Here is a 24,591-nt window from a genome sequence, read left to right as displayed (position 1 = left end):
ATTGGTTCGTGCAAAACTATGACACTGATGAAGGTCGGGCAACGGGTTTTGCCGCATTGGCCTTTCACTTGCGGCCTGATCTGCTAAATGCCTTTTCAGGTGACGAGGGCAAGAGGGCAAAGATGGCCGACCATTTCCGCATCACGCTGGCGCAGCTGAACCCGACGGTGGGCGACATTGCAGGCAACGCCGCAAAAGCCCGTTCCGCATGGGAGCAGGGCCGCGCTGCGGGGGCCGATCTGGTGGCTCTGCCAGAGATGTTCGTCACCGGTTACAACACTCAGGACCTGGTTCTGAAGCCGTCGTTTCACATGGCTGCCATGGCGGCTGTGCAGCAGTTGGCGGAATCCTGCGCGGATGGACCGGCGATGGCCATTGGTGGGCCTTGGGTCGAAGGTGGCAATCTCTACAACGCCTATCTGATCCTCAGCCGGGGGCGGATCGTCAGCAAGGTGTTGAAACACCATTTGCCCAACGAAACTGTGTTCGACGAGGTTCGGTTGTTCGACGCCGGGCCGTTGGGTGGTCCCTATGCGGTGGGCAACACACGCATCGGCAGTCCGATCTGCGAGGATGGTTGGCACGAGGATGTTGCCGAGACGTTGCAGGAGACGGGCGCCGAGTTTCTTCTGATCCCCAACGGATCACCCTATTTCCGCGACAAGCACGATGTGCGCCTGAACCAGATGGTGGCCCGTGTGGTCGAAACCGGGCTGCCGGTGATCTACCTCAACATGGTGGGCGGGCAGGATGATCAGGTTTTCGATGGCGGGACATTTGGCCTGAATCCCGGCGGCGAACTGGCCTTTCGAATGCCAATCTTCGACGAGGCGGTGATGCAGATCGATCTGCGGCGCGGTGATGAAGGATGGGCCATCGTCCCCGCCGAAATCGCCGAGCAGCCTGACGCGTGGGAGCAGGACTATCGCGCCATGGTGCAGGCGTTGCGCGACTATATGGGCAAGACCGGATTTTCCAAAGCACTGCTGGGACTGTCCGGAGGGGTCGATTCCGCGCTTGTTGCGGCCATCGCGGTTGACGCTCTCGGGGCCGAAAATGTGCGTTGCGTGATGCTGCCGTCGGAATACACCAGCGCCGAGTCGCTGGAGGATGCCGAAGCCGTCGCCAAGGCGCTGGGTGTGCGATACGACTATGTTCCGATCAGCCAGTCCCGCGCCGCCGTCACCGAGACCCTGGCGCCGCTGTTTGATGGTCTTCAGGCCGACATTACCGAGGAGAACATCCAGTCCCGTCTGCGCGGTCTGCTGTTGATGGCGATGTCCAACAAGTTTGGCGAGATGCTGCTGACCACCGGCAACAAATCCGAAGTGGCAGTCGGGTATGCCACGATCTATGGCGACATGAATGGCGGCTACAACCCGATCAAGGATCTGTACAAGACCCGGGTGTTCGAAACCTGCCGCTGGCGCAATGCCAATCACCGCGACTGGATGAAAGGACCCGCCGGCGAGGTCATTCGCCCCTCGGTCATCGACAAACCACCCAGTGCCGAGCTGCGCGAGGATCAGAAAGACAGCGACAGCCTTCCCGATTACCCGGTCCTGGACGGTATTCTCGACATCCTTGTTGATCAGGACGGCTCGATCGCGGATTGTGTGGCAGCCGGGTACAACGAGGCTGATGCCCGACGTGTCGAGCATCTGATCTATATCAGCGAATACAAGCGCTTTCAGTCCGCGCCGGGCACGCGCCTGACACCTCGAGCCTTCTGGTTGGACCGGCGCTATCCGATCGTGAATCGCTGGCGCGATCCGAGCTGACGGAAACTGCGGCTGAGCGCCCCGTGCCCGGGTCCGGGTGTTTGTTTACAAATTGGTAGCAATGAGGGGGCTACATGCTTACTGTTCTGCAGGTGGGGCGGTATTGCTGACAGCGCTTGGCCGCATCCTTGTTTTTTGGACATTTTTTTGCCATAGTTTAGGACCGATCTTGCCACATATTTTGAAAGATCGGCACGCGGGGGCCGGGCATTGATCTGTCGGCCGAAGCGCAGTTGAAGACCAAGTTTTCTGGTGACGCATCCGTGGTGGGGTGCCGGTTATTAGGTTTAGGTGGTCCGATGGTTGATGGATATGACAAACCGCTGCATGCGCCGTTGAGGTACAAGACAATGGAGACGCCGGCGCGCGAATTGGATGAGGCGCGTCTGGAAGCGGCAATCGCTGGTGTGTTGGCCGAGGCTGACGCAGAGAGCGAGGAGCCGTCCGAGGAGTTTTCAGCCAAACACCCGGAATTGCCCGAGCTTCAACCCGAAGAGACCGAGACAGAGACCCAAAACTCGGGTGTCGCAGCTTTGTTGCGTCAGAAATGGGCCGAGTTCTCGGGCGCGGCCTGAACCGGGTGCCGGTCTAATTGCATTGTGGCGTTTGCATCGACGCCACACAGCCGAACAAAGTGATGCTTTTTCCGTTATTCAGGATTGCCGGATGACGTTTGCCAAGGCTCGATGAAGCTCGTGTCTGACTAACAAGATCCGTTGATGCCCGGCCCCAAGCCCAACCCTGTAGAATCCGATCTTTGCCTGCCCAAATCCGTTGACGTCGTGATCGTCGGCGGAGGGATTATCGGTGTCTCAACCGCGCTGGAACTGGCGGAACGTGGCAATTCCGTCCTCTTGTGTGAAAAGGGCCAGATCGGCGCTGAACAGAGTTCACGGAATTGGGGCTGGGTTCGCCTGGGGCTGCGCGACCCGCGCGAAATACCGTTGATGACCGAATCGCTCAGGATCTGGCAATCGCTTGATGAGCGGATCGGGCGCAAAACCGGCTATGTGCAATCCGGCATTCTGTTCGGTGCGCGGACCGACCGGTCCGCAGCTGATATGGAACGCTGGTTGCGAAACCTCGAAGGCTACCAGACCGGCGCGCGCATGGTTTCCGGACCCGAGTTGGAACAGCACATGCCCGGCCTCAAGACCAAGCTGAAGGCCGCGCTTTTCACGCCGCAGGACGGGCGGGCCGAGCCGCAATGGGTTGCTCCGGCGTTGGCCGAGGCGGCGCGTGACCAAGGCGCGGTCATCATGACAAATTGCGCGGTACGCTGCCTCGACCTGAAAGCTGGTCGTGTAGCCGGGGTTTACACGGAACGGGGGCGGGTCGCTTGCGATCAAGTGGTTCTGGCCGGGGGGGCTTGGTCTCGGTTGTTTGCCGGTAACGAAGGAATCGCCCTGCCACAGCTGAAGGTGCTGAACACGGTTCTGCGGACCTCGCCTGTGGAGCCGGGTCCGGAAACAGCTCTATGGTCGGATGATTTTGCCATTCGCAAACGCGCCGACGGCGGGTACACGATCGCCTCGGGCCATGAAAACACGGTGGATATCGTTCCTGACAGTTTTCGGTTGGCCGCGAAATTCCTGCCGGCATTCGCGCAGGAATGGAAATCGCTCAGATTCCGCCTGTCGCACCGCTGGACCATTGAGGCGCGTCAGCGCCGGTCATGGGCGCCCACCGACGTAACCCCGTTCGAACTCTGTCGGATACTGGACCCGGAGCCGTCGCAGAAGGCGCTCCGCAAGTCATGGGCCAAGGCCCGTCAGGCGCTTCCGGCACTGGTTGGTGCCGAAATCGTGCAGAGCTGGGCAGGGATGATCGATGTGACCCCGGATGCAATCCCGGTCATCTCAAACGTGCAGGAAATCCCGGGACTGGTGATCGCAACCGGATTTTCGGGACATGGATTTGGTATAGGCCCCGGTGCTGGCCGCCTGGTGGCCGATCTGGTGATGAACACAGCGCCTTGTGTGGACCCGGCCGCCTTTCGACTGTCGCGGTTTTCGGACGGTACGAAAGTACGGCCGGACCCGGGGTATTGATCAGCCCATCATCTGATAGCTGACAGGCACAAATCGGAAGCCTCCGCCGCGCGGCTCGACATAGCCGGCGGCCGGGAAAGGCATGTGGTACCCGATCATCGGGACCTTGTCCGCGGCCAGCATACCCAACACGTTCCGACGCGATGCGGTGGCCGCTGCCTTGTCCATGTCAAACCGGACTTCCCATTCCGGATGCGCGAAGGACCATACATAGTGATTGGCAAGATCGGCGGTCAGGATCAGCCGCTGACCGTTGCTTTCGAGATGATAGACCATATGGCCAGGCGTATGCCCGAAGGCCGCCATGGCGGTCACGCCGGATGCGACCTCGCCACCGTCTTCGATGAACGACATCTTTTCGGCCATCGGAGTGACCTTGGCTGCCACAAGATCGCCGACGCGGTTGCCGGCCTCCTGTGCTGACCAGAAATCATACTCGGCCGCGGCGGTCACATAGCGTGCGTTCGGAAAGGTCGCGGCATCGTTGGTCGTCATGCCGCCAATGTGGTCGGGGTGCATGTGGGTCAGTACGACAACGTTGATCGCCTCGGGGCCAACGCCCGCATCGGCCAGAGCCTTCTGGATACCGCCTTGGCCCAATCCCGTGTCAAAGAGGATCAGTTCGGATCCGGTATTGACGAGCGTTGGCGTGAAGAAAAACTGGGCAATGTCGGGCGAGATGAAATTGTCGGCCGATACCTTGGCAAACTCCTCGTCTGACGCGCCACCGCCGAAAATCTCTTGGGCGCCGTCTCGCGGCAAGCTGCCATCCAACAGGGTCGTGACCGTGAAATCGCCCAGTTGAAAGCTGCGGGCGACGGTCGAGTTGGCCTTGGTTTCGGCCCCGGCAGCCAGTGACTGTGTCGCGATAGATGCAAAAGGTAGCGCAACGGCCGTGCCCAAAGCGGCCCGGCGGGTCAGTTTCATGGTCATTTCAAAGTCTCCCTGTCAGATTACGTGCGACGAATTAGAACGCTTTCGGATAATTGCCACTTTCCACTCTACCATATGGGCTGCGCGCTGGCCGATCGCATGTTAAATCTTGTTCATGTCCCGCTCAGGAAACAAAACCGTTCCGACGGATCAAAGCGTCCAGGAATTCTTGGCGGCGATCCTGCCGGCCGCGCGCGCTACGGAGGCGCAGAGGCTGAACACCCTGTTTGAAACCGTCACCGGGTTTCGGCCAGTCATGTGGGGGCCATCCATCGTTGGATACGGGCGGTATGACTACCGCTACAAGTCCGGGCGGGAAGGCACGTTTCTTGCCACCGGGTTTTCCCCACGCAAGGCCGCGTTTTCGATCTATATCATGCCGGGCTACTCCGATTTCGGCAGTATTCTGGCGCGCCTGGGCAAGCACAAGACCGGCAAATCATGTCTGTACGTGAACAAGCTGTCGGACATTGACGAGGACGTGTTGGCCGAATTGATCCGCGCAGGGTTGGATGATCTGTCATCACGTTGGCCCATCAAGTCCGAGTAAACGGCAAGCATTCGCACCGCCTTCTGGACAAAAACGCGCTCATGTGACATGAGCCGCGCCAACAGGAGACATCCATGACAACCACCCGTTTTGCCCCTTCGCCCACCGGTTATATTCATGTGGGCAACCTGCGCACCGCGCTGATGAACTATCTGATCGCCCGCAAGGCCGGCGGCACGTTCATCCTGCGTATCGACGACACCGACCCCGAGCGGTCGAAGGAGGAATATGTTGATGCGATCAAGCAGGATCTCGAGTGGCTGGGTCTGCACTGGGATCGGGTCGAACGGCAGTCGGACCGGCTGGACCGCTATGCGGAAGCCGCCGACAAGCTGCGCGAGATCGGCCGGTTCTACGAAGCCTTTGAGACCCCGACCGAGCTGGACCTCAAGCGCAAGAAGCAGCTGAACATGGGCAAGCCGCCGGTTTATGATCGGGCCGCCCTGAACCTGTCGGAGGCCGAGAAAGAGGCGCTGCGAGCCGAACGTGGCAACGGTGTATGGCGGTTCAAGCTGGATCATGAGCGCATCGAGTGGACGGACGGCATTCTGGGTGACGTGTCGATCGATGCGGCCTCGGTGTCGGATCCGGTGCTGATCCGTGGCGACGGGCAGGTGCTGTACACGCTGGCCTCGGTCGTGGACGACACCGAGATGGGCGTGACCGACGTGGTGCGCGGCGCCGACCACGTGACCAACACAGCGACCCAGATTCAGATCATCAAGGCGCTGGGCGGAACCGTCCCGCGTTTTGCCCATCACTCGTTGCTGACCGGCCCGCAGGGTGAGGCGCTGTCCAAGCGTCTTGGCACGCTGGCGCTGCGCGATCTGCGCGAGCAGGGCGTGCAGCCGATGGCGCTGTTGAGCCTGATGGCGCGGTTGGGCTCGTCCGACCCGGTGGAACTGCGCAGCGACATGGCCGAGTTGATCGAAGGTTTCGACGTCACCCGGTTCGGGTCGGCGCCGACCAAGTTCGACGTGCAGGACCTGTTCCCGCTCACGGCCCGATATCTTCAGACGCTGCCGCTCGAGAAGGTTTCCGACGCGGTGGCCGCGGCCGGTGTACCCGATGAACTGGCCGAGCCGTTCTGGATGATGGCGCGCGAGAACATCACCACGCTGAACGACCTGAAGGGCTGGTGGGAACTGTGCCGCGATGGGGCCGAGCCGCTGATCGACGACGAAGACCGCGAATTCGTCGCGCAGGCGATGGAACTGCTGCCGGAGGGGCCGTTTGACGGCGAGACCTGGGGCAAGTGGACGGCGATCGTGAAAGAGGCGACCGGCCGCAAGGGCAAGGGCCTGTTCATGCCGTTGCGCAAGGCGCTGACCGGGATGGAGCGTGGCCCCGAGATGGCGACCTTTCTGCCGTTGCTGCAGGTCGTGCGGGCGCGAAAATAAGACACCACGGGGCGGTGTCGCCTTTGATCTGAACAAGAACCAGAGGCGGGTGCTGCAGGCGCCCGCCTTCTTCACGCGGTTTGAACGATCCGGGCCGAAACCCGGGACAGGTGCTCATCGACCAAGGCTGTTTCGTCGGGGTGAAGCTGTTGGTGGCGCGGATAACGCGGCGCGTTCCGGTCATTCAGGATCGGCGCGTCCCACCCCTCGGTCGTGGCGAAGAAACGCTCGACACCCGGCAAGCCGAATGCGCGCAAATACCCCTGCACCACAACGTCTATATAGCTGAGCAAAACCGGGTGGCTGTGTGTCGGGTCCTTGCGGTGCTGTTCCGGAACCGCATAGACCGCAATCTCGACCTCTTTCTTCAGAGGATGAGTTATGGCGTGGGTGGCGGGGATCCGATCATAGGCCCACTCCCGTTCATCCAGTGCCGCCCAGTCGTTTTTGGGGACATGTGCGATCATGCCGTCGATCTCGCAGGCGGGATCCGGCACCGCGGTCAAGAAGGCGACCGGGCGCAGATCGGTATGCCGCCACGCCCGGCGCCAGCCCTTGAGTCGCGCCGGGCGCGGGTCGGGAAAGTCATGCGTGGCAAGGTTTACGAGGCTGCCATAGCCAAAGAAATAGGGCTCTGCCATGTCGCGTGCTGTCCTTCTTGACGATTGATGTATGTCAAACCGTTTTTTTGCGGTCTGTGCAATAAGGCTGCATCTTGAAATTCGGGGGGAGGATCTGATGCGGATCACCAAACGAACAAATATCGCCGTGCGGCTGTTGATGTATTGCGCTGCACATCCGGATCGGCTCGTGACGAAATCCGAGATTGCGGATGTCTGCAACATCTCGGAAAACCACCTGGCCCAAGTCATCAACCAGCTGGGTCAGCTGGGGTATCTGAGCACGCAGCGCGGTCGCAACGGCGGCATGACTCTGGGTCGGCCGGCGGACCAGATCCGGATCGGATCCGTCTTTCGCCATGTCGAGGGCAGTTTGCCGATCGCCGAGTGTTTTGCGGATGCCGACAACACCTGTCCGTTGACCGATGCCTGCCGCCTGCGTCTGGCGCTGCAGGACGCGGCCGAGGTCTTCTTTGCGTCGCTGGATGAAATATCGTTGGATGCTTTGGTTTGTGACAACGATCCGCTGCTGAAAATTCTGCAACCCGTTACCTGCGTGCGTTGAATTCAATCGCTGGCCCGCAGGACGCGGGCTGGGCTGACGGATAGGGGGCGGAGGGCGAAGAACAGCCCTGCCAGCAGCGTGACGGCCAGCCCGGCAGCGACGATACCCAATGCCGAAGGCCATATCACCGCAAAGCTGGTATCGAAAATGAATGTCGCCACCGCCCAGCCGCCAAGGATGCCGGCCAGCAGCGCCACGCAGCCGGCGGCCGCACCCAGAAGCGCCGAGCGCAAGCCAAAGCTGAGAAGTATCCGTCGGCGATCTGCGCCGATCGTCTTGAGGATTGCGGCCTCGTAGCGACGTGCGGGCTCTCCCGCGGCCGCTGCGCCGATCAGGACCAGAAAACCGGTCAGCAAAGAGACACCGGCGCCGTAGGAGGTGGCCGAGGCCAAACCGGCAAGCAGGCCCGAGACACGGTCGATCGCGTCCCGAACCCGGATCGCGGTGATGTTGGGGAACTGGGTCGCCAGGTCTTGAAGGATAGCTGCCTCGGCCTCTTCCTCGGCGTAAACCGTTGCAATGAAACTATGAGGCGCGCCGGCCAGTGCGGACGGATTCATCGACATGATGAATCCCATGCCCGCGTTCGAGAAATCCACCTCGCGCAGCGATGTTATGGTCGCGGTGATATCACGCCCGAGAATGTTCACAGTCAGTTCGTCACCAAGCTTGAGACCCATTTCCTCGGCCTCTTCCGCGGCGAAGCTGATCTGAGGCGGGCCTGAATAGTCCTCTGGCCACCATTCCCCGGCGGTGATGCGGGCGTTTTGTGGCGCGTTGTCCGAATAGGTCACGCCGCGATCGCCTTCCAGAACCCAATGATCGCCCGCAACCTGATGTGCTGGCTGGCCGTTGATCTGCGAGATGATTCCGCGCAGCATTGGTGCGCTTTCTACACGTGTGACACCGGGGTCGTTTTCAAGCCGGCTGCTGAAGCCGGGCATCTGGTCTTTTTGAATGTCCACGAAAAAGTACGACGGCGCCACGTCCGGCAGGTTCCCGGATATCGCATTGCGCAGAGTGCCGTCGATCTGTCCGACCGCAGCCAGAACCGACAGGCCCAATCCCAGAGACAGGACCACCGATGCGGCACCTTCACGGGGACCGGAAATTGCGGCAAGTGCCCAACGCAACGCCGGGCGGCCACGGGCGCGTGTGGCGGCCCTTTTTGCCACATAGCGGATGCCTTGGGCCGACAGCGCCAACAGCACCAATGCGCCGACAAATCCACCTCCGGTCCAGAGGGTCAGCCAGGGGGATCCGCTGAACCAAGCGGCGGTGGCGATCAGTGTCGCGAGGGCAAGGCCCGTCGCCAACAGGTAAGCGGCGCGGGGCAACCTGCGGGCACTGCTCAGCGCATCGCGGAACAGGGTCGCTGCCCGGACGTCCTCCGCCCGGGCAAGGGGCCACAGGGTGAAAAGCAAGGCGGTCAGCAGGCCATACAATGCCGCCTCGAACAGCGGTTGCGGATAGACAGAGAAAACGGCCGGTACGGGAAGCCGGCTTTCAATCAGGGGTGCCAGGAGAATCGGGGCCAGCCCGCCAAGGGCTACACCAGCGGCGATCCCGACAACCGAAAGAACGCCGATCTGGATCAGATAGGTCTGAAAGATCGTGGCGCGGTCAGCGCCCAGCGTACGCAATGTGGCGATGGTTTCGGTCTTTCGCGCGAGATAGGCGCGTACGGCCGCGGACACGCCGATGCCGCCCACAGCCAGACCCGAGAGACCCACCAGCACCAGGAACGCGCCGAGGCGCGAGACGAATTCGGCAATTCCGGGTGCGCCGTTGCGCGCATCGGTCCAGCGCAGCCCTGAGCCTTGCAGAACGCTCTCGGCCTGTTGCGAGAGTTCTGCGAGGTCGGCCTCGACCGGCAGGTCCATACGGTATTTGGTCGAAAACAGCGTGCCGGGCTGCAATAGGCCCGAGTCTTTCAGATCGGCTGTGCGAACCAATGTGCGCGGGCCCAAGGTGAATCCATCTCCGGCCGCGTCGGGCTCGGATATCAAGGCGGCGGCCAGCACAAAGTCCTGCGTGCCCAGTGCAAGACTGTCGCCGATGTCCAGCCCCAGACGCTCGATCAGAACCGGGTCCATCACTGCCCCGGGAAGAGTGGCATTTCCGTCCAACGCCTCGGACAGCGAGATTTCGGGGTCCAGTTGGACGGTGCCGATCAGAGGATAGGCGTCATCGATGGCCTTGACCTGAGTAAGTCCGCGTTGCGGTGCGTCGCTGCGGGTCACGGCCATCGAGCGGAAATCGACGACTTCGGACACGCGATCGGCGTTCTGCTCCATCCATGCGGTTTCTGCTTCGTTTGCGAAGCGGTAGGTCAGCTCGATCTGGGCATCGCCGCCCAGCAAGGCTGCGCCCTCTTGCGCAAGGCCGGTCATGATTGCTTGCCGCACCGATCCAACCGCAGCAATGGCGGCAACCCCCAGGGTCAGACAGGCCAGAAAAACCCGAAAGCCGCGTAAGCCGCCCCTGAGTTCACGTCGGGCCAGGCGCGTCGCCAGGCGCAAGCTCATTCCGCTGCCTCTTGGCTGGCCTCTTCGGTGATGCGGCCGTCGCGCAATCGGACGACCCGGTCGCATCTGCGGGCCAGCGAGTGGCTGTGTGTGACCAGAACTAGCGTTGCCCCGTGCCGGTCACGCAGGCCGAACAGCAAATCAACGATGGCCGCGCCATTCGCCTCATCCAGATTGCCGGTCGGTTCGTCCGCCAACAGGATCCGAGGCCGCGGGGCCGAAGCGCGGGCCAGCGCGACCCGCTGTTGTTCGCCGCCCGACAGTTGAGCCGGGTAGTGATCACGCCGATGCGAAAGCCCCACCGCCGCCAATTCGGCCTCGGCCCGCTCGAAGGCATCGCGGTGACCGGCCAGTTCCAGCGGGGTGGCCACGTTTTCAAGCGCCGTCATCGTTGGGATCAGATGGAAATTCTGGAAAACGACGCCCATCGCATCACGACGAAAGCGGGCAAGCGCGTCCTCACTCATCAAGGTCAGGTCCTGCCCCAGTGCGGTGATGCGACCCGCGGTCGTCTGCTCCAGCCCACCCATCAGCATCAACAGCGAGGATTTGCCCGAACCGGATGGGCCGACGAGGCCCAGCGTCTCTCCCTCTTTGACGGTCAGATTGATGTCCCGCAAGATTTCAACGGGTCCGGCATTGCCATCCAGCGACAAAGCGGCATTTTGGAGTGTCAGAACGGGTTCAGTCATAAGTCTTTCCGAAAGGGGCAGTCATTTGGGATATGGAGCGGTCAGGAATTTGCGCAAGGCTCTGGCGGCGGGGCTGTTGTCGCTCTGCGGCATTGCTGCCACAGCCGAGCCGGTGGTCCTGGCCGCTCTCGGAGACTCGCTGACTCAAGGCTACGGCCTTGTTGAGAAGGATGGGTTCGTCCCTCAACTGAACCGGTGGCTGGATGCGCAAGGCGTCGAGGTGAAGATAATCAACGCCGGTGTTTCCGGGGACACAACGGCCGGTGGTGCGGCGCGTGTGGGCTGGACCCTGACACCAGAGGTGGACGGGATGATCGTGGCGCTGGGCGGAAACGACGTTCTTCGTGGGATCGACCCGGCGGTCTCGAAGTCGAATCTGGAAAAAATTCTGACCGAGGCGCAAACGGCCAAGGTTCCGGTTCTGCTGATCGGCATGCAGGCTCCGGGCAATTATGGCGCGGACTACAAACAGGCGTTTGATGCGATGTATCCGGATTTGGCCACCCAGTTCGGCACACTTTATTCCCCCAGCTTTTTTTCCGGGTTGCAGGCGGGTGGCGACCCCGGAGCCGTGCAGACCTACATGCAACCTGACGGGATCCACCCCAATGCGCGCGGCGTTGCGCTGATCGTGGATGATCTTGGACCTGCTGTCCTTGATCTGATCGCCGCCGCAAAACAGCGGCCGTAAACCGTGCCCGGGCGGTTCTTTCTGACGCGGCCGTTTTCCCAGATTTCCGAATTCCTGGGTCGAGAAACTGCTTGGCCGGATGAACAGCCGCGCCAGAACATACAACCCGGTCAGGAAGTGATCGTTCTGACTGCTGAAGGCGTCGGGCCCATGCGGTGGGGCATGATTCCCGTAGGGCGCGTCAATGCCCGGGGGCGACCGGTCATGGAAACGATCATCAATGCGCGGTCGGAAACGGTTTTTGACAAATCTGCTTTTCTAGGTGTCGGTCGCGCGGTTGTTCCGGTTGATGGCTGGTACGAGTGGACCGGCGAAAAGCGCCGCAAAACCGCGTGGCGGATTGAATCCGCCGACGGAATCCCCTTGTTGTTTGCCGCGATTACGGACAGATGGATCGCGCCCGGTGGTCAGCATGTCGATCAGTTCGCTGCTGTGACCTGCGAGCCGAACGATGATCTGCGGCCGATCCACCACCGCATGGGTGTCCTGTTGCGGCCCGAAGACGTCCGGACCTGGCTGAACGGATCGGACAGGCAAGCGGCAAGCCTTTGTGTCCCGTGGCCAAACGGAAGACTGAAGATTGAAAAAGCCGAAGGGGTGGATTGGTCGGGGCCTTGACCGCTGCCTTAGACGACGGTGACGACCGTTCCGATCGGGACGCGGTTGTACAGGTCGATCACGTGCTCATTCAGCATTCTGATGCACCCGTTCGACACGGCTCGTCCGATGGTCTGCGGCTGGGTCGTTCCATGGATGCGGAAATACGTGTCGACGCCGTTCTGAAACAGATACAAGGCACGGGCGCCCAGCGGGTTGTCTCCTCCACCGGGCTGGACATAGTCATTGTCCTTGAATTTGGCATAGGCAACGGGGTCCCGCTCGATCATCTCTTCGGTCGGGCGCCAGGTGGGCCATTCCTTTTTCACGTCGATCGTCGCAGTTCCGGTAAATTCCAGCCCGGCCTTGCCGACGCCACAGCCATAACGGATGGCTTTGCGGGGCTCGGTCACGAAATACAGGTAGAACGAACGTGGCGCGACCAACAATTGCACGGGCAAAAACTGCTTCTTGATCCGAACGATTTGCGGAGTCGGGTCGTACTCGACCGGCTTCTTCTGCGCGTGGGCCGTGCCAGGCACGGCGCTGATAGCGGCAGCGGAGATCAGAAAATTGCGGCGTGAGAACATGGCAATACTCGGCTAATCAACAATGAAAACAGGGTAGCAGTCTGTTCAGAATAGCCGATCCGGTCAATTCCCGCGCGGGTTTCACCGGAAAGTGATGTTGTTTTCCTGCCCCACTGGGGCTGGAAAGCGCGATCAGAAACCGCGCAAAAAAATGGGGGCGACGGTCATCCGTCGCCCCCAAGAGACTTGGTTTAGGCCAGTTCGATGTTGTCGGCGCTTTCGCGACCGTCACGACCCGAACGCAGTTCGTAAGTGACTTTCTGGTTGTCGGCCAGGCCGGTCAGGCCCGAACGCTCGACGGACGAAATGTGCACAAACACGTCTTTGCCGCCCTCTTCGGGTGCGATGAAGCCGTAGCCTTTGGTGGTGTTGAACCATTTTACGGTGCCTGCGGGCATATCCGTATCTCCTGTTTTTAGTGCTGCCCACGGAATTGCGGCAGCCCGGCGTCGTTGTCTGGATCGATAGACTGAACGCCGAAAACGGAGACAGTAGGTCGAAGTAGAAAAACGTAAGCTCTTTGCATATGGCACTGAGAACGCCATGTGGCAAGGGCTGGTTGGGCAGAATGTGCTGCGCTTTCAGGGGTCAACGGGCGTTGTGAACGTAAATCCGCCGAACTGAATTCGAACCTGCCTCGGGCTTTTTTGTTGTCAGATTATCGCGCCCTACGCGGGCCGAACGGGCGCGGGGCCAGCAGCGGCACAACTAAGAAAGAGGATCGGTCACCTGTCTGATAGTCGACCCCATTCAATGGCATTCGGACGCCCGAAAGCCTCGATAGGCACAAGCAATCACCCGGATGCCGGGATGTCGTTTTCTAAATGAGTGCCGAGATGATGTCGAAAATCGCGAATGCAGCGACCCAAAGGAACACGTTAAAAAATCAAGGTCGCAAATGCCAGTAGGAGCATGCGAAAAAGGTTGCGATTTGGAGTGGTTTTGAGTGCACCCGGTGCAGGTGACTCGTACTCCCAATCAATCTTAAAGAAATAGCTGTTAGCCCTGTAAACCGTCAGAAGCAGACGAAGACGGGTGGGCGGTGCGCCGCTTACCCTCAACAGATACTCGGTATACTCTTTCTTGAAGTTGAAGAATGGAAACACAGACGCCAAAATCAGCGAAGACACCCACACCGAAATGCTTGCGATCATAAAGAAACCAAGCAACGGTAGCGCTTCCGCCATACCGTTCTCCAACTGTCCATCATCCCGTTGATAGTATGGGCTTATTTCTGCCCACACTATCCATCCGGAGATGCGTCAGGAGTGTTATCGCGCAAATTTCTTGTGCTTCAGCCGCTTGGGTTCCAGCGCGTCCGGTCCCAGGCGGCGCTTCTTGTCTTCTTCGTAGTCTTCGAAGTTGCCCTCGAACCATTCCACATGTGCATCACCTTCGAAGGCCAGGATGTGCGTACAGATCCGGTCGAGGAAGAAACGGTCGTGCGAGATGACCACGGCGCAGCCGGCGAAATCGACCAGCGCGTCTTCCAGCGCGCGCAGGGTTTCGACGTCAAGATCGTTGGTCGGTTCGTCCAGCAGCAGGACGTTGCCGCCCTCTTTCAGCAAGCGGGCCATATGGACGCGGTTGCGCTCACCCCCTGACAGCAGCGAGACCTTCTTCTGCTGGTCGCCGCCCTTGAAGTTGAAGGACGAGCAATAGGCGCGGGAATTGACCTGCGCGTCACCCAGTTGGATGATCTCGGCGCCGCCGGTGATCGCCTCCCACACGGAGTCGTTGTCGTTGAGGTCGTCGCGCGACTGATCGACATAGGACAGTTGCACCGTGTCGCCGTATTCGATGGTGCCGGCATCAGGTTTTTCCTGGCCGGTGAGCATTTTGAACAGGGTCGATTTACCGGCGCCGTTGGGGCCGATCACACCGACGATGCCGCCCGGCGGCAGGCTGAAGGACAGGTTCTCGATCAGTTGCTTGTCGCCCATATGCTTGGCCAGACCGTTGACCTCGATCACCTTGCTGCCCAGGCGCGGGCCGTTGGGGATGACGATCTGGGCGCGGGTCAGCTTCTCGCGCTCGGACTGTTCCGCCAACTCGTTGTAGGCGTTGATCCGGGCCTTGGATTTGGCCTGACGGGCCTTTTGACCCTGACGCATCCATTCCAGTTCGCGTTGCAGGGTCTTCTGCTTGGATTTGTCCTCGCGGGCTTCCTGCTCAAGCCGCTTGGCTTTCTGCTCCAGCCACGAGGAATAGTTGCCCTCGTACGGGATGCCACGGCCGCGGTCCAACTCGAGGATCCAGCCGGTGATGTCATCCAGGAAGTAGCGGTCGTGCGTGACGATCAGGATCGTGCCCTTGTAGTCGATCAGGTGCTGTTGCAGCCAGGCGATGGTCTCGGCGTCCAGGTGGTTGGTCGGTTCGTCCAAGAGCAGCATGTCGGGCGCTTCCAGCAGCAGCTTGCAGAGCGCCACGCGGCGTTTCTCGCCGCCCGAGAGGTTGCCGATGTTGGCATCGTCCGGCGGGCAGCGCAGCGCCTCCATCGAAACGTCGATCTGGCTGTCGAGGTCCCACAGGTTTTCCGCGTCGATCGCGTCCTGCAGGGCGGTCATCTCTTCCATCAACTCGTCCGAGTAGTTCTCGGCAATCTCCATCGCGATCTCGTTGAAACGGTCGACCTTGGCCTTTTTCTCGGCCACGCCCAGCATGACGTTTTCACGGACGGTCAGGGATTCGTCCAACTGAGGTTCCTGTGGCAGATAGCCGACCTTTGCGCCCTCGGCGGCCCACGCCTCGCCTGTGAAATCGGTATCGAGGCCGGCCATGATCTTCATCAGGGTCGACTTACCGGCGCCGTTCACGCCGACGACACCGATCTTTACGCCGGGCAGAAAGCTCAGGTGAATGTTTTCAAAGCACTTCTTGCCACCGGGATAGGTCTTTGAGACACCCTGCATGTGGTAGACATATTGATAGGCGGCCATGTCGCGTCCTCTGGGTCGGGGAATTCAGGTTGACCCGCTTGATAGCCAAGCGGGACGGGCGGGGCAAGCTGGTGCTTTGGCGAATTTCTGGCTGGCCTTATGCGCCGGCCTGACCGGACTGGGAAGGATGCTGGGAATGCCGGAACTTGCGCAATTGGTATCAGGTTGGGCCAAGGCCGGGCGGATCGAATGGATCGGCGTCAGACCGGGGCGGCGATTGGATATGATCGCACTGGGTCAGGCCATGATCCGGGAAGACGGGGTTGAGGGCGATCGCGGTCGCTCGGGGAAGCGTGCGGTGACCCTGGTTCAGCACGAGCATCTTGCCGCGATCGGCAGCTATTTGGGGCAAGGTCCGGTCGCACCGGACGTGCTGCGGCGCAATCTGGTGGTTTCCGGCATCAATCTGGGCGCTCTCAAAGGGCGCGAGGTTCAGGTCGGCACCGCCATCTTGCGGATCACGGTTATCTGCGCGCCTTGCAGCAGGATGGAAGAGGCGTTGGGCAACGGGGGGTACTCTGCCGTGCGTGGGCATGGCGGCTGGTGTGCCGAAGTGGTGCGATCGGGGGCGGTCGGTTTGGGCGATGCTGTGCAACCTGTTGATTGACAAGGCCGGCAAGTTCTGGACTACAGCAGGGGATGTTGCGAAGCGCGATACCATATGCGCGGCCCGGTCAGGTCGTGGGACTGTTCGGGGGATCGTTCGATCCACCGCATCAGGGGCATGTGCACGTTACACTGGAGGCGATGAAGGCTTTTGGATTGGATCGGGTCTGGTGGTTGGTGTCGCCGGGGAACCCGCTGAAGTCTCGCGGCCCGGCTCCGATCGATCAGCGAGTTGAGGCCGCACGGTCCATCATGCAGCATCCCAAGGTTGAGGTGACTGACATTGAGGATCTGACCGGTACCCGCGCCACGGCTGACACACTTGCTGCCTTGCGGCGGCTCTATCCGCAGGTTCGGTTCGTTTGGCTGATGGGTGCTGACAACCTGGCCCAGTTTCACAAATGGAAGGACTGGCGGTTGATCATGGACACCGTTCCTGTGGGCGTGGTGGCGCGCCCCGGAGATCGGATTTCAGCCCGCATGTCACCGGCGGCGCGTGTCTATGCCAAATACCGGATTGACGGAACTGCGCGGCATCTTTTGGGTCGGGCCGATGCGCCGGCCTGGTGTTTCGTGAACGTGCCGATGGTCGATGTCAGCTCGACTCAGATACGCTCCAAAGGCGGCTGGACCTGACAGGTGTTGCCTGAACAGCCCCGATGGGCACATAATTCAGGTGCATGGTTGTTTGCCTGTGATCTCTGGGATTTTATTTGACCCATGACTGATCGTATTTCGAGACGTTTCTTTCTGGCCGGCGCCGGTTCGCTTCTGATCCCCACAGCGGGTCTTGCCGGGGCGCCAACGGTCTCATTGCGGCCTGTTGCCCGTGGCGCCGAGTTGAGCGGTGCCGAACGCATCATTCAGGCGGCGCGATTGAAGGGCGAAGTGGTCTTCGCCGTGGCAGACGTAAAAACCGGCGCGCAACTGGAGGAATTCGGCGGGGCCCGCGGCTTGCCGCCGGCCAGCGTCGCCAAAGCCCTGACCGCGCTTTACGCGCTGGACGTTCTGGGGCCGGACCATCGGTTCGAAACAAAGCTGATCGCAGATGGTCCGATTGAAAACGGGATCCTCAAGGGTGATCTGATACTGGTCGGAGGCGCCGATCCGGTATTGGATACCGATGCTCTGGCCATGATGGCCGCCAACCTGCGCAAGGCCGGACTGACCGAGGTTCGGGGGGCGTTCAAAGTGTACAGCGGCGCATTGCCCTATGTATTCAGCATAGACCCCGGTCAGCCTGATCATGTGGGCTATAGCCCTGCGATCAGTGGAATTTCCCTGAACTTCAACCGTGTGCATTTCGAGTGGAAACGCCAAGGGTCCAGCTATGACGTGACCATGGACGCACGCAGTGCCAGTTATAGGCCGTCGGTGGACATGGCCGCGATGCGGATCGAAAATCGCAACCTTCCGGTCTACAGCTATCAACCCAGCGCGCGGCAGGACCGCTGGACAGTTGCCAAGGGCGCGCTGGGTAATGGTGGCGCCAGGTGGTTGCCCGTGCGCAAACCGGGTTTGTATGCCGGGGATGTGTTCCGCACTCTGGCCCGGGTGAACGGCATCGTCCTGGGGCGGGTTCAAGTCACACGCGAGGCCCCCAGCGGCACCGTTCTGGTCACGCATCAGAGCGATGAACTTACCAGCATAGTGAAAGGGATGCTGAAATATTCGACCAACCTCACGGCCGAGATGGTGGGGCTGGCTGCGACCGTCGCGCGGGGTAGGCGGCCGCAAACACTGGCAGAGTCCGCGGATGAGATGAATCGCTGGTCGGCTCAGACCTATGGCGCGTCCGGTATTGCTATGGTGGATCATTCGGGGTTGGGCGATGCTTCGCGAATGGTGCCGTCTGGCCTGGTCAAAGTTCTGGTGGCCGCTCAGCAACATGAAACGCTGCGACATCTGTTGAAGCCGTTTACCCTGACCGACGCCAAAGGCCAGCGGATCCAAGGGCACCCGATCAAGGTCGACGCCAAGACCGGAACCCTGAACTTTGTATCTGGCTTGGGCGGGTATCTGACCACCGCCGAAGGATCCGAGTTGGCCTTTGCGATATTCACTGCCGATCTTCCGCATCGGGCGACCATCGCGCGTGAAAGCCGCGAACGCCCTGAAGGCGCGCGCAGCTGGAATCGCAGGTCTCGCAAACTGCAGCAGGCCCTCATCGAGCGCTGGGGCGCGCTTTATGGCAGCTGAATCCGATCAGACGGTGTGACGCGCCCGTGCGCCGCGCTCGATCGCTGCGGCGTGCAGCCGATCGATCTCCAACTCATACCGGATCTCTTCCAGCAGCCGCAGTTCGGTTTCGGCCAGCGAGCCGTCGGCGGCGGCGACATCGCAGGCCAGAGCATAGGCCGTTTCGTTCAACCGCTCAGGCAGGTTGTCCCGGATCAGACCAAACAGTGCGTCCAGACCATCTTCCTGCTCGAACAGATCAAACACGATCTGCGAAACCCGGCGCATACGGTCGATATCGTAGTCGGCAAACACAGGCAGCATATTCACGGCTGTCTCGATCTTGACCAGTTCGACGGTGCGGATGTTCTCGTCCGAGGCTGAGACGGCCACCATGATCGCCACAAGGCAATCCTGCGGCGACATCGGGTGGGAAACGGGTTGGGTCATGGGAACGTCCTGCTTGGCTGTCTTTGATCGCGCACGATATGGGGCAGGGCCCGCGGGTTCAACACCTTGTTTCGCCGGCGACCGTAGTCTGGAATTGCAAGTACGGCGAACGTTTACCAGCAGAGTTGCGCGTTTGCCGCCCATCGGTCACAACGTGGTATGTGTTTCGTAGTTGGTCCGCGCAGGGGCCAATTCACCCTGAACAACAGATCTGACGGAAACGGTTGAACGAATGTCATTGAGCAGCAGAAAAATCAGGAAACTCTTTGGAAAGACGCCGACGGACCCAAGGCAGTTTTTGACTCACTATACGACTACCAATTCCGCGGGCGCTGAAATCGGCGTCTGGATGGGCGATTTTTCGGAGATGGTTCTGAGTACGGGCAGCATCGCGAAGTATTACCTGATTGATCCCTACGAGTTCATGCCGCAATTCCCGAACAGGATGTATGGGGGGAAAGTCGCGCAAAATCAGGGCGACATGGACGAAATTTTTGAGCGGACGCAGTCTAGACTGGCACATTTGCCTGGCGAAAAGATCTTTGTTCGGAAGAGATCCGCGGAAGCGGCATCCGCGGTGCCCGACGAAAGCCTGGATTTTGTCTACGTTGACGGCAACCACTACTATGACGGTGTTCAGGCGGATATATTGTCGTACCTAGGCAAGCTGAAAACCGGTGGTTTTCTTATCTTCGATGACTGGAACTGGCATGATGACGAGGGGAAAGCCTCGGTGAAGCAGGCCGTCTGCGATTTTATTGCAGCCAATCCTGGTTGTTTGCAATTGGTTGATCTGCAAGCGGGTCAGGCCGTGTTCCTGGTCACGAGCAACCGTCTGAAATCGTAGCAGGGGCGGCGTTTCTCGCCTGTGGTCATTGACTCACGCTGCATCTGCGCAATAGGAGATGCCGGTCGGTCGCATTGAGCGACCCTCGCTGATTTCCCGATGGAGAACGAACGAAATGTCTGAACTGCGTGAAACCGCCATGACGTCAAAGGCCTGGCCTTTCGAAGAGGCGCGCCGGTTGCTCAAACGCTATCAGAAGTCTCCACCGGAGAAGGGCTTCGTTCTGTTCGAAACGGGATATGGCCCGTCGGGCCTGCCGCATATCGGCACTTTCGGTGAGGTGGCACGGACCACGATGGTCAAGCGCGCCTTCGAGGCCCTGTCGGACATTCCCACCAAGCTGATCTGCTTTTCGGATGATCTGGACGGAATGCGCAAGGTCCCCAGCAACGTGCCGAACCCCGAGGCCCTTGAAGCCTATCTGCAGCAGCCGCTGACTTCGGTCCCTGACCCGTTCGGCGAGTATCCCAGCTTTGGCGAACACAACAACGCCATGCTACGTCGGTTCCTTGATACGTTCGGGTTCGAATACGAGTTCTATTCGGCGCGCGACTTTTATCGTTCGGGTCAGTTCGACGAAATCCTTAAGCGTGCAGTCGAACGTTATGACGACATCATGGCCATCATGCTGAAAAGCCTGCGCGAGGAGCGTCAGCAGACCTATTCGATCTTCCTGCCGATCCATCCGGAAACGGGCCGGGTCCTTTATGTGCCGATGAGAAAGGTGTGCGCCGAGACCTACACCGTCACCTTCGATGATGAAGATGGCAAGGAGTGGACGCTGCCCGTGACCGGCGGCAATGTGAAGTTGCAGTGGAAGCCGGATTTCGGGGCGCGCTGGGCGGCGTTGGGCGTCGACTTCGAGATGTATGGCAAGGAACATGCGACCAACGAAAAGATCTATGACGCGATCTGCCGGGCGCTGGGCGGCCGTGCGCCCGAGCATTTCTCGTATGAGCTGTTCCTCGATGAAAACGGGCAGAAAATCTCGAAGTCGTCCGGAAACGGTGTTTCAATCGACGAGTGGCTGACCTATGCGCCGACCGAGAGTCTGGCCTATTTCATGTATCAAAAGCCGAAGACGGCAAAGCGGATGCATTTTGACGTCATCCCCAAGGCGTATGATGAATACCATCAGCAGTTGCGTGCCTACCCCGGGCAGGACCTGAAGGCTCAGTTGAACAACCCGGTCTGGCACATTCACGGCGGTGACGTGCCGGAATCGACGTTGATCGTTCCCTTTGCAATGCTGTTGAACCTCGCGTCGGTTTCAGGTGCCGAGGACAAAGAGACGCTATGGGGCTTCATCCGCCGCTATGCGCCGGAAGCCACGGCCGAAAGCCACCCGGACCTCGACAAGGCTGCCGGTTTTGCAGTGCGCTACTTCAACGACTTCGTGAAACCGACCCGCAAGCATCGGGCACCGACGGAGCAAGAGCGCGAGGCGCTTGAAGCCCTGAAGTCGGCGCTTGAAGCCTATGACGGTCCGGTCGAGGACGAAGCTCTGCAATCTGTGGTCTATTCCATCGGCCGCGAGCGCTTTGACCCGATGCGCGGCTGGTTCACAGCCCTTTATGAGGTGTTGTTGGGCGCCAGCCAAGGCCCTCGGTTCGGCGGGTTCATCGCCCTTTATGGCGTCCCCGAAACGATTGCACTGATCGACAAGGCCGTGGCCGGAGACCTGGTCTGATTTGACCACATACTGCATGGGGCTACCTTTCCGGCAGGAGGTGGTCCCATGCGTCGACTTTTGCTTGCAGTTTCCCTGAGCGCCGGTCTGGCAACAGCCGCAGTTGCCCAAAGTGGCGACATCGAAGCCAATATTGCTGCGCAGATTGAAGCCTTGAAGGCCGATGACTTCGCCACGGCCTTCACCTTCGCCAGCCCCAACATCCAGACAATGTTCCGTACGCCCGAGAATTTTGGCGCGATGGTGCGCAACGGCTATCCAATGGTATGGCGCCCAGCTGAGATCCGATTTCTGGAATTGCGGCAGATCTCAGGGTTCTGGTGGCAGAAAGTGATGGTGGTGGATGCGAACGGCCGGGTTCACATCCTGGACTATCAGATGGTCCAGCTGGAAAACGGCTGGAAGATCAACGGGGTGCAACTGCTTGGCAACTCCGACCCATCCGCCTGACGCAACACCCACCGTCACGATGATATGAGCGACGGTTAATCCCTTTTCGATATTCAGACCAGCGTGTCCGGGCGGCTTCCGGATCCGAAATCTGGCATGCGCCATAGCCTGAAGAGTGGGCGCGTTTGGGAAAGGGTATTCAATGAACAAGGCAATCACCGACGGCATCGTTTTCACGCCGCCGCAATTCGCGAATGGTCTGGATGTGTGGTCCAGCGGCGACGGCACTCCGGGCTCACCGACCTATGACGGATCGGGAACGGGAGTGTTCGTGCCTGCAGATGCGGAGTTTGGCGGTTGTCTTGAGATACTGAAGGTCAATCCCACGCAGCAACTGCGGTACATGGGGCAGACGCCGCTTCTGCCGGGCTGCTATTTGCAGATCAAGGCGCGGGTCAAAGCGATCAGCGGGCCATTGCCGCAGGTCCGGATCGCTGGATGGGCCGGAGGGGCCGGCGACGTGCACCTTTCCGGACTGACCGAACAGGGCCCGGCCATTCAGCTGTCGGCCTATGGCGTGGTGCACGAGGTCACCGCCATCGTCGGGATTGGACAGCGGCCGGGCGTGGACATGCCTTGGGGCATTTCGGCGCTATACGGGCATTTCGGCCTCGATATCGAGGGGGCAAACGGCGCGCTCGTTCGGATCGATGATATCGAAATTACCGATGTCACCGGGATCTTCTTGCGCGACATGATCAGCCTTGTGGACGTGCGGGACTATGGCGCGTTAGGAGATGGTGTGGCCGACGACTCGGCCGCGTTCGAGGCGGCAGACCAAGCCGCGGGAGGTCGCCGCATCTATGTGCCGCAGGGAACCTACCACCTGGCACAGGATGTTGGGCTGGACGCGGAGGTCGACTTTGAGGGCACGGTCACGATGCCTGATGACAAGATGCTTCTTCTGACCAAGAATTTCGATCTGCCGACTTACATCTCCGCCTTCGGCGATGAAGCCCTGGCCTTCAAAAAGGCGTTTCAGGCGCTGTTGAACAACTCGGATCATGAATCGCTGGACCTGGGCGGCCGCAAGATCTCGGTGTCCGAGCCGATCGACATGCAGGCCGCCGTACCCAATCGCGGCAGCTACTCCACTCGCCGCGTGATCCGCAACGGGCAGTTCGACGTCAAGAGCAGCGCCTCATGGGACACCGAGACCTTTACCTCTGTCGCAACATACGATCCGGCGGATCCTTACAAGTTGTCCGGTGTGGCCAACGTGGCCAATATCCCGCTCGGGTCGTTGGTTCAGGGCAGCGGCGTTGGACGTGAGATCTATGTTCGGTCCAAGGATGAAGGTGCCGGTGAGATCACCTTGAACGCACCTATCTATGATGCGGCTGGCACGCAGACATTCACGTTCGTTGCTTTCAAGTACCTGTTGGATTTCTCGGGCTTCAGTGCGCTCCAGAAATTCGCCATGGAAGACATCGAGTTTCAATGCAACGGGCGCTGCAGCGCGATCCGCCTGTCGCCGGGCGGGAACACGTTCGTTTTGAAGAACTGCTTTGTTAGCCGTCCGTTGGATCGCGGCATCACTTCAATCGGGGTGGGGTGCCAGGGCATGTTGATCGACGGTTGCCAGTTCCTGTCCAGTGAAGAGTCTCTGGACGTGCCCGACCGCAGTTCGATTGCCATCAACGCCAATGCCAACGACGTCAAGCTGCGCCACAACCGCGCCGTTCGTTTCCACCACTTCGCGGTTCTGGGCGGAGACAACAACCTGGTTCTGGGCAACCACTTCTTTCAGGGCGACAGCGTGCCGAACGGTGTGCGCAATGCGGGTTTGGTGATGATCGGGGCCTACAACAGTTCTTCGATCGCCGACAATTATATCGACAACTGTTTCATCGAGTGGAGCAATGAGCGCGATGCCGAACCCGACTACACCTCGGGCTATTCCTTCAGCGCCATGAGCATCACCGACAACATCTTCTATTCAAGTGACGTTGCCCCGTGGTTCGCCTATATCGTCGTGCGCCCGCATGGCGTCGGGCATTTTTTGAACGGAATGACGGTCACGGGCAACAAGTTCCGAACGGCGAACGGGTCAATCGACCGCGTGGACAAGGTTGATACAACTTTTGCCGATCTGAATCCTGATCGGCATGTGAATGTCACGTTCGCAGACAACACGTATCACAACGTGACACTCAAGACCGCGAACCCGCTGCGGGTCCGACACGAACAGAATACGGCGGCCTCTGCCTGGACGGTGGACTCGGATGGTGCATTCCCCTTTGGTGGGCAGGCCCGCAGCTGTGACAGCGTCGTCGTGCTGGACGGGCTGAGAACCGCCTTTGGAACTCTGCGCTATACGGCCCCCTATGTTCAGTTGCAGCAAGGGACGAACCAGGACCAGATCAAGTTGCGTTGGTCCGAGGCCTTGAGTGGTGAAGTTTCGGTGATCATGCGGATCGAGGTCTGATCCGT

The 24,591-nt window shown here is 60.1% G+C and carries 24 protein-coding genes; 15 read left to right on the top strand and 9 right to left on the bottom strand.

All coding sequences use genetic code 11. The annotated features are described in order from the left end of the window. Positions 1 to 122 precede the first annotated feature (122 nt). From AC2FML_RS15295 to AC2FML_RS15285, 3 genes are all read left to right on the top strand, one after another. Positions 123 to 1,781: an NAD+ synthase gene (locus tag AC2FML_RS15295; RefSeq protein ID WP_496783787.1), complete on the top strand. Its 1,659-nt coding sequence runs from the start codon at positions 123 to 125 to the stop codon at positions 1,779 to 1,781. Positions 1,782 to 2,080: 299 nt separating this feature from the next. After that, the gene (locus tag AC2FML_RS15290; protein WP_170343276.1) at positions 2,081 to 2,356 is read left to right on the top strand and encodes a hypothetical protein; all 276 of its coding nucleotides are present in this window, start codon (positions 2,081 to 2,083) and stop codon (positions 2,354 to 2,356) included. 144 nt (positions 2,357 to 2,500) lie between these two features. After that, complete coding sequence (locus tag AC2FML_RS15285) at positions 2,501 to 3,832, top strand: NAD(P)/FAD-dependent oxidoreductase (protein ID WP_496783786.1); 1,332 nt, start codon at positions 2,501 to 2,503, stop codon at positions 3,830 to 3,832. Here AC2FML_RS15285 and AC2FML_RS15280 read toward each other — a convergent pair whose 3' ends face one another. Beyond that, positions 3,833 to 4,765, bottom strand: coding sequence for an MBL fold metallo-hydrolase (locus AC2FML_RS15280; RefSeq protein WP_170360223.1), 933 nt, complete (start codon positions 4,763 to 4,765; stop codon positions 3,833 to 3,835). It abuts the gene before it with no gap. A 115-nt stretch (positions 4,766 to 4,880) separates the two neighbouring features. Here AC2FML_RS15280 and AC2FML_RS15275 point away from each other — a divergent pair, with 115 nt between their 5' ends. Beyond that, positions 4,881 to 5,315 (top strand): DUF1801 domain-containing protein, encoded by a 435-nt coding sequence (locus AC2FML_RS15275; RefSeq protein ID WP_170343273.1) that lies wholly within the window; start codon positions 4,881 to 4,883, stop codon positions 5,313 to 5,315. Positions 5,316 to 5,389: 74 nt separating this feature from the next. Further along, on the top strand, positions 5,390 to 6,715 hold the full coding sequence (gltX, locus tag AC2FML_RS15270) for a glutamate--tRNA ligase (protein ID WP_496783785.1): 1,326 nt from the start codon (positions 5,390 to 5,392) through the stop codon (positions 6,713 to 6,715). A 71-nt stretch (positions 6,716 to 6,786) separates the two neighbouring features. Here gltX and AC2FML_RS15265 read toward each other — a convergent pair whose 3' ends face one another. Then, positions 6,787 to 7,356: a gamma-glutamylcyclotransferase family protein gene (locus AC2FML_RS15265; protein WP_496783784.1), complete on the bottom strand. Its 570-nt coding sequence runs from the start codon at positions 7,354 to 7,356 to the stop codon at positions 6,787 to 6,789. Positions 7,357 to 7,453: 97 nt separating this feature from the next. Here AC2FML_RS15265 and AC2FML_RS15260 point away from each other — a divergent pair, with 97 nt between their 5' ends. Continuing rightward, positions 7,454 to 7,900 carry an RrF2 family transcriptional regulator gene (locus AC2FML_RS15260; RefSeq protein ID WP_170360231.1) on the top strand — a complete coding sequence of 149 codons (447 nt, stop codon included), beginning with the start codon at positions 7,454 to 7,456 and terminating at the stop codon, positions 7,898 to 7,900. A gap of 2 nt (positions 7,901 to 7,902) precedes the next feature. Here AC2FML_RS15260 and AC2FML_RS15255 read toward each other — a convergent pair whose 3' ends face one another. Then, positions 7,903 to 10,428 carry an ABC transporter permease gene (locus tag AC2FML_RS15255; RefSeq protein ID WP_496783783.1) on the bottom strand — a complete coding sequence of 842 codons (2,526 nt, stop codon included), beginning with the start codon at positions 10,426 to 10,428 and terminating at the stop codon, positions 7,903 to 7,905. Continuing rightward, positions 10,425 to 11,120 (bottom strand): ABC transporter ATP-binding protein, encoded by a 696-nt coding sequence (locus tag AC2FML_RS15250; protein ID WP_170360235.1) that lies wholly within the window; start codon positions 11,118 to 11,120, stop codon positions 10,425 to 10,427. Before AC2FML_RS15250 ends, AC2FML_RS15255 begins: the two co-directional genes overlap by 4 nt. A gap of 49 nt (positions 11,121 to 11,169) precedes the next feature. Here AC2FML_RS15250 and AC2FML_RS15245 point away from each other — a divergent pair, with 49 nt between their 5' ends. Both AC2FML_RS15245 and AC2FML_RS15240 read left to right on the top strand, forming a co-directional pair. Continuing rightward, positions 11,170 to 11,811 carry an arylesterase gene (locus tag AC2FML_RS15245; protein ID WP_254437125.1) on the top strand — a complete coding sequence of 214 codons (642 nt, stop codon included), beginning with the start codon at positions 11,170 to 11,172 and terminating at the stop codon, positions 11,809 to 11,811. A 3-nt stretch (positions 11,812 to 11,814) separates the two neighbouring features. Continuing rightward, a complete protein-coding gene (locus AC2FML_RS15240) occupies positions 11,815 to 12,429 on the top strand; it encodes an SOS response-associated peptidase (RefSeq protein WP_170526039.1) in 615 nt (204 codons plus the stop codon). Positions 12,430 to 12,437: 8 nt separating this feature from the next. Here AC2FML_RS15240 and AC2FML_RS15235 read toward each other — a convergent pair whose 3' ends face one another. The 4 genes from AC2FML_RS15235 to ettA all read right to left on the bottom strand — a co-directional run bounded on the left by AC2FML_RS15235 (position 12,438) and on the right by ettA (position 15,937). Further along, positions 12,438 to 12,998: a L,D-transpeptidase gene (locus tag AC2FML_RS15235; RefSeq protein WP_496783782.1), complete on the bottom strand. Its 561-nt coding sequence runs from the start codon at positions 12,996 to 12,998 to the stop codon at positions 12,438 to 12,440. A gap of 191 nt (positions 12,999 to 13,189) precedes the next feature. Continuing rightward, on the bottom strand, positions 13,190 to 13,396 hold the full coding sequence (locus AC2FML_RS15230; RefSeq protein ID WP_170360243.1) for a cold-shock protein: 207 nt from the start codon (positions 13,394 to 13,396) through the stop codon (positions 13,190 to 13,192). Between the two features lie 480 nt (positions 13,397 to 13,876). Further along, the gene (locus AC2FML_RS15225; protein WP_496783781.1) at positions 13,877 to 14,185 is read right to left on the bottom strand and encodes a hypothetical protein; all 309 of its coding nucleotides are present in this window, start codon (positions 14,183 to 14,185) and stop codon (positions 13,877 to 13,879) included. Between the two features lie 84 nt (positions 14,186 to 14,269). Continuing rightward, positions 14,270 to 15,937 (bottom strand): energy-dependent translational throttle protein EttA, encoded by a 1,668-nt coding sequence (gene ettA / locus AC2FML_RS15220; protein ID WP_480728289.1) that lies wholly within the window; start codon positions 15,935 to 15,937, stop codon positions 14,270 to 14,272. Between the two features lie 136 nt (positions 15,938 to 16,073). Here ettA and AC2FML_RS15215 point away from each other — a divergent pair, with 136 nt between their 5' ends. From AC2FML_RS15215 to dacB, 3 genes are all read left to right on the top strand, one after another. After that, the gene (locus AC2FML_RS15215; protein WP_170365291.1) at positions 16,074 to 16,544 is read left to right on the top strand and encodes an MOSC domain-containing protein; all 471 of its coding nucleotides are present in this window, start codon (positions 16,074 to 16,076) and stop codon (positions 16,542 to 16,544) included. Positions 16,545 to 16,576: 32 nt separating this feature from the next. Then, positions 16,577 to 17,179, top strand: a complete 603-nt coding sequence (locus AC2FML_RS15210; RefSeq protein WP_170460865.1) for a nicotinate-nucleotide adenylyltransferase — start codon at positions 16,577 to 16,579, stop codon at positions 17,177 to 17,179. 84 nt (positions 17,180 to 17,263) lie between these two features. Next, positions 17,264 to 18,742 carry a D-alanyl-D-alanine carboxypeptidase/D-alanyl-D-alanine endopeptidase gene (gene dacB, locus AC2FML_RS15205; protein WP_496783780.1) on the top strand — a complete coding sequence of 493 codons (1,479 nt, stop codon included), beginning with the start codon at positions 17,264 to 17,266 and terminating at the stop codon, positions 18,740 to 18,742. Positions 18,743 to 18,748: 6 nt separating this feature from the next. On the opposite strand, the gene AC2FML_RS15200 is transcribed toward dacB, so the two are convergent. Next, complete coding sequence (locus tag AC2FML_RS15200; protein WP_093963405.1) at positions 18,749 to 19,171, bottom strand: tellurite resistance TerB family protein; 423 nt, start codon at positions 19,169 to 19,171, stop codon at positions 18,749 to 18,751. Between the two features lie 232 nt (positions 19,172 to 19,403). Between AC2FML_RS15200 and AC2FML_RS15195 the strand changes: the two genes are divergently transcribed. From AC2FML_RS15195 to AC2FML_RS15180, 4 genes are all read left to right on the top strand, one after another. Next, the gene (locus AC2FML_RS15195; protein ID WP_170445683.1) at positions 19,404 to 20,018 is read left to right on the top strand and encodes a class I SAM-dependent methyltransferase; all 615 of its coding nucleotides are present in this window, start codon (positions 19,404 to 19,406) and stop codon (positions 20,016 to 20,018) included. A 115-nt stretch (positions 20,019 to 20,133) separates the two neighbouring features. Further along, entirely contained in the window at positions 20,134 to 21,708 is a 1,575-nt protein-coding gene (locus tag AC2FML_RS15190) for a lysine--tRNA ligase (protein WP_170360254.1), read from the top strand. Positions 21,709 to 21,756: 48 nt separating this feature from the next. After that, entirely contained in the window at positions 21,757 to 22,158 is a 402-nt protein-coding gene (locus AC2FML_RS15185; RefSeq protein ID WP_496783779.1) for a DUF4864 domain-containing protein, read from the top strand. 142 nt (positions 22,159 to 22,300) lie between these two features. Then, positions 22,301 to 24,586, top strand: a complete 2,286-nt coding sequence (locus AC2FML_RS15180) for a glycosyl hydrolase family 28-related protein (RefSeq protein ID WP_496783778.1) — start codon at positions 22,301 to 22,303, stop codon at positions 24,584 to 24,586. Positions 24,587 to 24,591 lie beyond the last annotated feature (5 nt).

It is taken from the genome of Ruegeria sp. BHSC029, assembly GCF_059613085.1.
This window is presented reverse-complemented; position numbering and strand designations above follow the sequence as displayed.